This is a genomic window from Hydrogenophaga sp. (assembly GCF_041633695.1).
Classification (GTDB): Bacteria; Pseudomonadota; Gammaproteobacteria; order Burkholderiales; family Burkholderiaceae_C; genus Hydrogenophaga.
In genome coordinates this window covers 1-9,120 of record NZ_JBFJMY010000154.1, presented here as the reverse complement: position 1 = coordinate 9,120, position 9,120 = coordinate 1, and the positions used below count along the sequence as shown (strand labels likewise).

At 66.7% G+C, this 9,120-nt stretch carries 8 protein-coding genes; 6 read left to right on the top strand and 2 right to left on the bottom strand.

The genetic code is table 11. The features are described from left to right. Positions 1 to 58: 58 nt before the first annotated feature. From yjfF to dgoD, 6 genes are all read left to right on the top strand, one after another. Positions 59 to 1,075, top strand: a complete 1,017-nt coding sequence (gene yjfF / locus ABYB95_RS11295; RefSeq protein ID WP_372658623.1) for a galactofuranose ABC transporter, permease protein YjfF — start codon at positions 59 to 61, stop codon at positions 1,073 to 1,075. A 24-nt stretch (positions 1,076 to 1,099) separates the two neighbouring features. Next, positions 1,100 to 2,836: an IlvD/Edd family dehydratase gene (locus ABYB95_RS11290; protein WP_372658622.1), complete on the top strand. Its 1,737-nt coding sequence runs from the start codon at positions 1,100 to 1,102 to the stop codon at positions 2,834 to 2,836. 164 nt (positions 2,837 to 3,000) lie between these two features. Continuing rightward, positions 3,001 to 3,933 carry a dihydrodipicolinate synthase family protein gene (locus ABYB95_RS11285; RefSeq protein WP_372658620.1) on the top strand — a complete coding sequence of 311 codons (933 nt, stop codon included), beginning with the start codon at positions 3,001 to 3,003 and terminating at the stop codon, positions 3,931 to 3,933. A gap of 130 nt (positions 3,934 to 4,063) precedes the next feature. After that, positions 4,064 to 5,041 carry a 2-dehydro-3-deoxygalactonokinase gene (locus ABYB95_RS11280; protein ID WP_372658619.1) on the top strand — a complete coding sequence of 326 codons (978 nt, stop codon included), beginning with the start codon at positions 4,064 to 4,066 and terminating at the stop codon, positions 5,039 to 5,041. Positions 5,042 to 5,097: 56 nt separating this feature from the next. Continuing rightward, on the top strand, positions 5,098 to 5,739 hold the full coding sequence (locus ABYB95_RS11275) for a 2-dehydro-3-deoxy-6-phosphogalactonate aldolase (protein WP_372658618.1): 642 nt from the start codon (positions 5,098 to 5,100) through the stop codon (positions 5,737 to 5,739). A 34-nt stretch (positions 5,740 to 5,773) separates the two neighbouring features. After that, positions 5,774 to 6,922, top strand: coding sequence for a galactonate dehydratase (dgoD, locus tag ABYB95_RS11270; protein WP_372658617.1), 1,149 nt, complete (start codon positions 5,774 to 5,776; stop codon positions 6,920 to 6,922). A 155-nt stretch (positions 6,923 to 7,077) separates the two neighbouring features. On the opposite strand, the gene ABYB95_RS11265 is transcribed toward dgoD, so the two are convergent. Further along, entirely contained in the window at positions 7,078 to 7,986 is a 909-nt protein-coding gene (locus ABYB95_RS11265; protein ID WP_372658616.1) for a phosphoribosylaminoimidazolesuccinocarboxamide synthase, read from the bottom strand. Positions 7,987 to 8,168: 182 nt separating this feature from the next. Further along, a partial coding sequence (locus ABYB95_RS11260; RefSeq protein ID WP_372658614.1) for a DUF2254 domain-containing protein occupies positions 8,169 to 9,120 on the bottom strand: 952 nt, incomplete at its 5' end.

Below are 9,120 nucleotides of genomic sequence, written 5' to 3'. Positions count from 1 at the left end.
GGGTCTGGGTGCGCCGACCGGGCACGCAGGGAGCCCGGTCGTGAGCGCCGTTCAGCCCGTGTTCGAGGCCACCACCGCGTCTGCCGCTGCGCAGACCGAGACACCGCGTTCGTGGTTGAACCCCAAGTACCTGCCGCTGGCCGCCACCATCTCCTTGTTCCTGGCCATGGCGACCATGGGCTCGGTGTTGTACACCGGCTTCTTCTCGGCCCAGGTGTTTCTCAATCTGCTGATCGACAACGCCTTTCTCATCATCGTCGCGGTGGGCATGACCTTCGTGATCCTCACCGGCGGCATCGACTTGTCGGTGGGGTCGGTCGTGGCGCTCTCCACCATGGTGCTGGCCACCCTGGTGGAGCACCGGGGCTGGAGCCCGCTGGCGGCGATCCCGCTGGTCTTGCTCATGGGCACGGCCTTCGGTGCGTTCATGGGTTTTCTGATCGAACGCTTCCGCCTGCAGCCCTTCATCGTGACCCTGGCCGGCATGTTCCTGGCGCGCGGTCTGTGTTACCTCATCAGCATCGACTCGATCAGCATCACCAACGAGGCCTATTCGACGCTGGCCCAGTGGCGCCTGCCGTTGTGGGAAGACGCCTCGCTCTCGCTGGGTGCGGTGATCGCCATCGGCGTGCTGCTGGCGGCGGTGTTCGTTGCGCACAGCACACCGTTTGGCCGCGCGGTCTATGCCGTGGGCGGCAGCGAAGCGTCGGCCCTGCTGATGGGTTTGCCGGTGCGCCGCACGCTGATCGGCGTGTACACGCTCTCGGGCTTTTGTTCCGCGCTGGCCGGCGTGGTCTTCACCTTCTACATGCTCTCGGGTTATGGCCTGCACGCCACCGGCATGGAGCTCGATGCCATCGCCGCCGTGGTGATCGGCGGCACCTTGCTCAGCGGTGGCGTGGGCTACGTGTTCGGCTCCCTGTTTGGCGTGCTGATGCTGGGCATCATCCAGACCCTGATTTCCTTCGACGGTTCGCTCAGCTCCTGGTGGACCCGCATCGTCGTCGGCGCGCTGCTGTTCGTTTTCTGCCTGCTGCAACGCTTGCTGGCGCACCGCAGTGCCCAGCCGTCCTGACCGTTTTTTTGACCCCCACCCACCATGACCACAACCCCCAAGCGCAAGCTCCGCTCCACCGACTGGTTCGGCAGTGCCGACAAAAACGGCTTCATGTACCGCAGTTGGATGAAGAACCAGGGCATCCCCGACCACGCCTTCGACGGCCGCCCCGTCATCGGCATCTGCAACACCTGGTCGGAGCTCACACCCTGCAACGCCCACTTCCGAAAAATCGCCGAACACGTCAAACGCGGCATCTACGAAGCCGGTGGTTTCCCGGTTGAATTCCCGGTGTTCTCCAACGGCGAGTCCAACCTGCGCCCCACCGCCATGCTCACGCGCAACCTGGCCAGCATGGACGTGGAAGAGGCCATCCGCGGCAACCCGATCGACGCCGTGGTGCTGCTGGTGGGCTGCGACAAGACCACGCCGGCCCTGCTGATGGGCGCGGCCAGTTGCGACGTGCCCGCCATCGTGGTCTCGGGCGGCCCCATGCTCAATGGCAAGCTCGAAGGCAAGGACATTGGCTCCGGCACGGCGGTGTGGCAGCTGCACGAATCGCTCAAGGCCGGAGAAATCCAGCTGCACCAGTTCCTGGCCGCCGAAGGCGGCATGTCACGCTCGGCCGGCACCTGCAACACCATGGGCACGGCCTCCACCATGGCCTGCATGGCCGAAGCGCTGGGCACTTCGCTGCCGCACAACGCCGCCATTCCGGCGGTGGACGCGCGCCGCTACGTGCTGGCCCACATGTCGGGCCGGCGCATCGTGGAGATGGCGCACGAAGGCCTGACGCTGTCCAAGATCCTCACGCGCGAAGCGTTCGAGAACGCGATCCGCACCAACGCCGCCATCGGTGGCTCGACCAACGCGGTGATCCACCTGAAAGCCATCGCGGGCCGCATCGGCGTGCCGCTCGACCTGGAGGACTGGACCCGCATCGGCCAGGGCACGCCGACCATCGTCGATCTGCAACCCTCGGGCCGCTTTTTGATGGAAGAGTTCTATTACGCCGGTGGCCTGCCCGCCGTGCTGCGCCGGCTCGGCGAAAGCGGCCTGCTGCCACACCCGGATGCGCTGACCGTCAACGGCAACAGCCTGTGGGACAACGTGCGCGAAGCACCGCAATACAACGACGAGGTGATCCGCCCGCTGGACAAGCCGCTGATCGCCGATGGCGGCATCTGCATCTTGCGCGGCAACCTGGCGCCACGCGGTGCCGTGCTCAAGCCTTCTGCTGCAACGCCCGAGCTGCTCAAACACCGGGGCCGCGCCGTGGTGTTCGAGAACCTGGAGCACTACAAGGAACGCATCGTGGACGAAGACCTGGACATCGACGCGAGCTGCGTGATGGTCCTGAAAAATTGCGGCCCCAAGGGCTACCCCGGCATGGCCGAGGTGGGCAATATGGGACTGCCGCCCAAGCTGCTGCGCCAGGGCGTGAAGGACATGGTGCGCATCTCCGACGCCCGCATGAGCGGCACCGCCTACGGCACCGTGGTGCTGCACGTGGCGCCCGAGGCCGCCGACCGTGGCCCCTTGGCCGCCGTGCGCGATGGCGACTTCATCGAACTCGATTGCGAGCAGGGGCGGCTGCACCTGGACATCAGCGACGCCGAACTGGCGCAACGCCTGGCGGCGCTGGGAGACACCGGCAAGGAGGACCGCAGCGGCTACCAGCGCCTGTATGTGGACCACGTGCTGCAGGCCGACCAAGGCTGCGATTTCGACTTTCTGGTGGGCTGCCGGGGCTCTGCCGTGCCGCGCCACTCGCATTGAGATGACGACCCCCTGCGCCGCTTCGCGTCTTCCCCCTTTCCGGGGGGCGCTCCCAGTGGCCCGTCCTGAGCCTGTCGAAGGGCGGTTCCACGGGAGCCCTGGGTTTTGCCCGGGCATGCGGAGCTCTTTTCCATCCTCCAACACCTGACCCACCCGACTTGACCATGACCTCTTCCGCCCGCACGCCGCGCTACCGCGGCATCTTCCCCGTGGTGCCCACCACCTTCCACGAAGACGGCACGCTCGATCTGGAAAGCCAGAAGCGCTGCCTCGATTTCATGATCGATGCCGGGGTGGATGGCCTGTGCATCCTGGCCAATTTCTCCGAGCAGTTCTCCCTGTCCGACGACGAGCGCGAAACGCTCACCCGTCTGTCGCTGGAACATGTGGCGGGTCGTGTGCCGGTGATCGTCACCACCACGCACTACGGCAGCCGCGTGTGCGCCGAGCGCAGCCGCCGCGCGCAAGACCTGGGCGCGGCCATGGTGATGGTGATGCCGCCCTACCACGGCGCCACTTTCCGCGTGCCCGAAGCGCAAATCCACGAGTTCTATGCGCGCGTGTCCGACGCGATCACCATTCCCATCATGGTGCAGGATGCGCAAGCCAGCGGCACCGTGCTCTCGGCGCCCTTCCTCGCGCGCATGGCCCAAGAGATCGAGCAACTGGCTTATTTCAAGATCGAGGTGCCCGGCGCCGCCAGCAAACTGCGCGAGCTGATCCGCCTGGGTGGTGACGCCATCGAAGGCCCCTGGGACGGTGAAGAAGCCATCACCCTGTTGGCCGATCTGGACGCCGGCGCCACCGGCGCCATGACCGGTGGCGGCTTCCCCGACGGCATCCGCCCCATCATCGAAGCGCACCGCAATGGCCACGTCAACCGCGCCTTTGAGCTGTACCAGCGCTGGCTGCCGCTGATCAACCACGAGAACCGGCAGGGCGGCATCCTCACCGCCAAGGCCTTGATGAAGGAAGGGGGCGTGATCGCCTCCGAAGCCGGCCGCCACCCCTTCCCGCCCATGCAACCCGATGTGCGCCGGGGCCTGATCGACATCGCGCGCCGGCTCGACCCGCTGGTGCTGCGCTGGAGCCGGTGAAAAATGCCCCCCTGCGCCGCTTTGCGTCTTCCCCCCAGCGGGGGAACGCACCCTGTGGCCCGGCAGAGCCGGTTCCACGGGTGCTCTGAGCGGTGTCGCTGCGCTCCAGACACATTTTTGAATCGATGACATGAGCCCATCCTCACGCCTGGACATCCCCGCGCTGATCGCCCTGGACTGGGGCACCAGTTCGCTGCGCGCCTACGCGCTCGGTGCCCATGGCCGCGTGCTGGACCAGCGGCGCAGCGAGCACGGCATCATGAACCTGCCGGAGGTGGACGGAACGGGCACACGCGCCGCCCGTTTCGAGCAGGCGCTGCAAAGCATCTGCGGCGACTGGCTGCAGGCCTACCCAGGCGTGCCCTTGTTGGCCTGCGGCATGGTGGGCAGCGCCCAGGGCTGGAAAGAGGCGCTCTACCAACCCCTGCCCAGCCAGCCAGCCGACCTGGCCCGGGCCATCACGGTGGTGCAGCGTGCCGGCCAGCAGGCGCTGCACATCGTGCCAGGGCTGATCCAGGCGGGCGATCTGCCCAATGTGATGCGCGGCGAAGAAACCCAGATCGCGGGCGTGTTGCAAGGCCTGGCCGCCGAAGCGGTGGTGCACGAGCGCCTGCTCATCGGCCTGCCCGGCACCCACAGCAAATGGGCCTTGGTGGAAGCGGGTGCGGTCACGCGCTTCCACACCTTCATGACCGGCGAAATCTACGCCGCGCTGCGCCAGCACACCATCCTGGGCCGCACCATGGCCAGCCAGCCGCTGTTCGACGACGCCGCCTTCAGCCAAGGCCTGCGCGTGGCGCGCTCGCCCGATGGCGCCCTGGGCGTGCTGTCCAACGTGTTCAGCTGCCGCACCCTGGCGCTGACCGGGCGTCTGGCGGCCACCGCGCAGCCCGACTACCTGTCGGGCCTGCTGATCGGCCACGAAGTGGCGGCCCTGGCCCGCACGGCGTTGAACGGCGGTCTGCCGGTGCTGTTGTGCGGCGAACCCGAACTGTGCCGCCGCTACGCCGCCGCTCTGGAAGTGCACGGCCTGGACACGCCCCAGATCCGCTCTGAAGCGACCCCTCTGGGCCTTTGGTGCATCGCCCGGGCCGCTGCGCTGGCGTGAGGCAGCGGCCAGCACCTTCAGCACCTTCTTCAACACGTTCTATTGAAACCACCGCGATGCCCCTATCCGAATCCCTCCACCAAGCGCTGACGCAATGCGGCCTCATTGCCATCCTGCGCGGTGTGCGACCCGAAGAGGCCAGCGCCATCGGCCACGTGCTCTACGACGCCGGTTTTCGCCTGATCGAAGTGCCACTGAATTCGCCCGACCCGCTGCGCAGCATCCGTGCGCTGCGCGAGGCCTTGCCCATCGACGCCCTGATCGGCGCCGGCACGGTGCTCGACGCCCAGGCGTGTGCCGGCATCGCCGCTGCGGGTGGCGAACTGGTGGTGATGCCGCACAGCGACGCGGCCGTGATCCGCGCGGCCAAAGCCTGCGGCCTGGCTTGCGCACCCGGTGTCGCCACGCCCACCGAGGCTTTCGCCGCGCTGGCGGCGGGCGCCGATCTGCTCAAGATGTTTCCCGCCGAATCCCTGGGCCCCGCTGGCCTGAAGGCCTGGCGCGCGGTGCTCACGCCGCCGGTGCGCATCGTGCCGGTGGGCGGCGTCACGCCCGAGTCCGTCGCCGCTTATGTGAAGGCCGGGGCGTCCGGCCTGGGGCTGGGCTCCGCCCTGTACCGCCCCGGCGACACACCCGAACAAGTGGCGCGCCACGCCAACGCCTTCGTCCAGGCCTGGCGCGCCGCCGCCCAGACCTGAACCGCACACCCTCCACCGCTTCCACCCACACACCATGAAGATCACCCGACTGACCACATTCCTGGTACCACCGCGCTGGTGCTTCCTCAAGATCGAAACCGACGCAGGCATCGTCGGCTGGGGCGAGCCGGTGCTGGAAGGCCGCGCGCACGCCGTGGCCGCCATGGTCGAAGAACTGGCCGACTACCTCGTGGGCAAAGACCCGCGCCACATCGAAGACCACTGGACCGTGCTCTACCGGGGTGGTTTCTACCGGGGCGGCGGTGTGCACATGAGCGCGCTGGCCGGCATCGACCAGGCGCTGTGGGACATCAAGGGCAAGGCGCTGGGCGTATCGGTCTCGGAGCTGCTGGGCGGCCAGGTGCGCGACCACATCCGCGTCTACAGCTGGATCGGTGGCGACCGCCCCAGCGACACCGCCGCCGCCGCACAAAACGCGGTCGCGCGCGGCTTCACCGCCGTGAAAATGAACGGCACCGAAGAGCTGCAGTTTGTCGACAGCTTCGACAAGGTGGAACGCTGCATCGAGAACGTGGCGGCCGTGCGCGAAGCGGTCGGCCCGCACGTGGGCATTGGCGTGGACTTTCACGGGCGCGTGCACAAGCCCATGGCCAAGGTGCTGTTCAAGGAGCTGGACCCCTACAAGCTGATGTTCATCGAAGAGCCGGTGCTGAGCGAGAACCACGAAGCGCTGAAGGAGCTGGCCCACATGTCCAGCACACCGATCGCCCTGGGCGAGCGCCTGTACACACGCTGGGACTTCAAACGCATTCTGTCCGAAGGTTATGTGGACATCATCCAGCCCGATCCCTCGCATTCGGGCGGCATCACCGAGACGCGCAAGATCGCCTCCATGGCCGAGGCCTACGACGTGGCCCTGGCCTTGCACTGCCCGCTGGGTCCCATCGCGCTGGCGGCCAACCTGCAGATCGACGCGGGCTGCTACAACGCCTTCATCCAGGAACAAAGCCTGGGCATCCACTACAACGAAGGCAACGACCTGCTGGACTATCTGATCAAGCCCGAGGTGTTCGAGTACCGCGACGGCATGGTGCGCATTCCGACCGGCCCCGGGCTGGGCATCGAAGTCAACGAAGCCTATGTGCGCGAGCGCGCCGCCGAAGGGCACCGCTGGCGCAACCCGATCTGGCGCCACAAAGACGGCAGCTTTGCCGAGTGGTGAAGTCCGGGCGGCCTGCGGTGGCCTCCACGCCTATAGATCCGGCCCGGTGAAGTAACAACCGTTCGCCCTGTGTCAGTCGAAGGGTTCGCCTGAGGGTGGGGAGGGCTTCGACAAGCACAGCCCGAACGGATCTCAAGACTTCACTGGACAGGCTCCTAGCCCATCAGCCGCGTCAGTGCTTCCTGGTATTTGGCCGAGGTCTTTTCGATCACCTCTTTGGGCAGGCGCGGGGAAGGTGGGCTCTTGTCCCAGGGCTTGCCGCCGACCTGGGCGGTTTCCAGCCAGTCGCGCAGAAACTGCTTGTCGTAGCTGGGCGGGTTCTCGCCGACCACATAGCTCTCGGCCGGCCAGTAGCGCGACGAATCGGGCGTGAGCACCTCGTCCATCAAGACCAGCGTGCCCGCCTTGTCCAGGCCGAACTCGAACTTGGTGTCGGCAATGATGATGCCCTTCTTCAAGGCCATGGCCGCTGCTGCTTTGTAGAGCGCGATCGACACGTCGCGGATCTGTGCGGCCAGGGCCGGGCCGATCATCTGCACGGTTTTCTCGAAGGTGATGTTCTCGTCGTGCTCGCCCATCTCGGCCTTGGCCGCCGGGGTGTAGATCGGCTCGGGCAACTGGCTGGCGTTTTGCAAACCGGCGGGCAACGGCACGCCACAGACCGCCTGGTTGTCCTGGTATTCCTTCCAGCCGCTGCCGGCCAGGTAGCCGCGCACCACGGCTTCGACCGGGATCGGTTTCAGGCGCTGCACCAGCATGGATCGGCCTTCGACCTGCGGCACTTCCTTTTCGCTCACCACGCTCTCGGGTGCGTCGCCGGTGAGGTGGATGGGGCAGATGTTCAAGCCCTTGGGGCCGAGCTGCTCGAACCAGTAGAGCGAGAGCTGGGTCAGCAACTTGCCCTTGCCGGGAATCGGTTCGCCCATGATCACGTCAAAGGCGCTGATGCGGTCGGACGCCACCATGAGGATGCGGTCATCGCCCACGGCGTAGTTGTCGCGCACCTTGCCACGCGCAAGCAAGGGCAGGGATGTCAGGGCAGAGGTGTGCAAAGCGGAAGTCATGGTGGTGCGGGAAAAAGTGACAGGCAAGAAAAAAGCCCGCAGAACGAACAGTCAACGGGCTTTGAACCATTCCGGGCGATTATCGCAGGTTGGGGCTGGACAGGCAGCACAGCCATGGGCGGCTGGACCGATTGCACACGCGTTGCGCCCCCGCACCTGTGCACCAAGGAGCGCCATTTGCTTCAGCTCGCCCATCCTGCCAAGGTCTCGCGTTCGCGCGCCAGCCGCAAACCGTGCAAGGCGTGTTCCATGGCGGCCTGGGCTTCTTGCTGTGCCGCCGCGCGCACGGCACCCTGCGTGTTGTCGGCCACCATGGCCAGCATTTTTTGCAGCGCCAGCGCAACCTCAAGGCAATGGGCGCCATCGCGGGCAATCGGCTCCAGCACGTCGCGCAGCAAAGCGTGTTCGTCCACCGGCACCACGGTCACACGCGGGTAGCGCACCTCGGGCGCGGGCTGGTCGGGGTCCACCTGCGTGCCGTCGATCAGCAAGCGGGCGATCACACCGGTGACCAGCACCGCCGTGCCGGGGTCGTTGACGGCGGGCGAGAGCGCACGCTGTGCGATCTCGCTCAAGATGACCAGACCAAAACGCGGGTCCTGTTCTTCGGTGCGGTCGCGCCCGACCACAAAGGCGCTGGCCAGTTTCTTGATCTGCTCCGCATCCAGGTCGGGCTTGCCGGCGACGATGGCCAGCACGGTGGACGGCGCCACAAAGTCGCCGGGGCGCACGCGCACATGCAGCAGGGTTTCGGCGGCGTCTGCCGCTCGCTGCAAGCTCGCGATGTCGATGTATTGCAGGTAGCCGGTGCGCGGTCCATGCACCCGCACGCCTTGCCCCTCGTCCACCAGCGCGTCGGGGCTGCCGCCCAGAGCCGGCTCCAGCTGCCATTGGCGCAGCGGTGGCAAGGCCGCGTTTTCTACCGTGGTGATGGTGTGGGCCATGCGCCCGAGCTTGGACAAGGTGTCGATCCAGCGCAGCAAGGCCAGGATCAGATAGCCCAGCACGTAGATGGTGAAGGCCAGCAACACGAAGCGGCCGGAGCCGCCGTAATAGCCCAGGCCCAGCGCGGTGAGCGCCACCATGGAGAAGATGAAGGCCGCGATGAAGGCCGAGATGGCGTGTTGCGCGCTC